Consider the following 310-nt stretch of genomic DNA (forward strand, 5'->3'; position numbering starts at 1 on the left):
GACAGGAGCAGCGCTACGACTTCGTGTGGGCCACCGAGTCCGGGAGCTGAGCCCGGGAGCTGAGTCCGCCCCCGGGGGTCCTGCCCGCCGACCTCCGGGCAGGACACCCGGGGCTCAGACGGCCGGCCCGGCCGTCCACGGGCGGACCCGGAGGCAGCTGACCGTCGCGGTGCCCCGGTACTCGGTCACGTGGTCCGTTCCCCCGGAGGCCTTGCTCGCCGGGAGCACCGGAGTGAAGACCAGGTCGAGCGGGCCCCCGTCGACGACGACCTCGGTCCCCTGCCGTGTCCTGGCGTACCTCGCGCGGTTC

Annotated in this window: 1 protein-coding gene; it reads right to left on the reverse strand. The window is 74.8% G+C overall.

What is annotated here, in order from left to right; genetic code table 11:
* Positions 1–114: 114 nt before the first annotated feature.
* Positions 115–310: hypothetical protein (locus tag UK12_RS42580; protein ID WP_045307264.1), on the reverse strand; the 196-nt coding region annotated here is incomplete at its 5' end.

It is taken from the genome of Saccharothrix sp. ST-888, from assembly GCF_000955975.1.
Taxonomy (GTDB): domain Bacteria; phylum Actinomycetota; class Actinomycetes; order Streptomycetales; family Streptomycetaceae; genus Kitasatospora.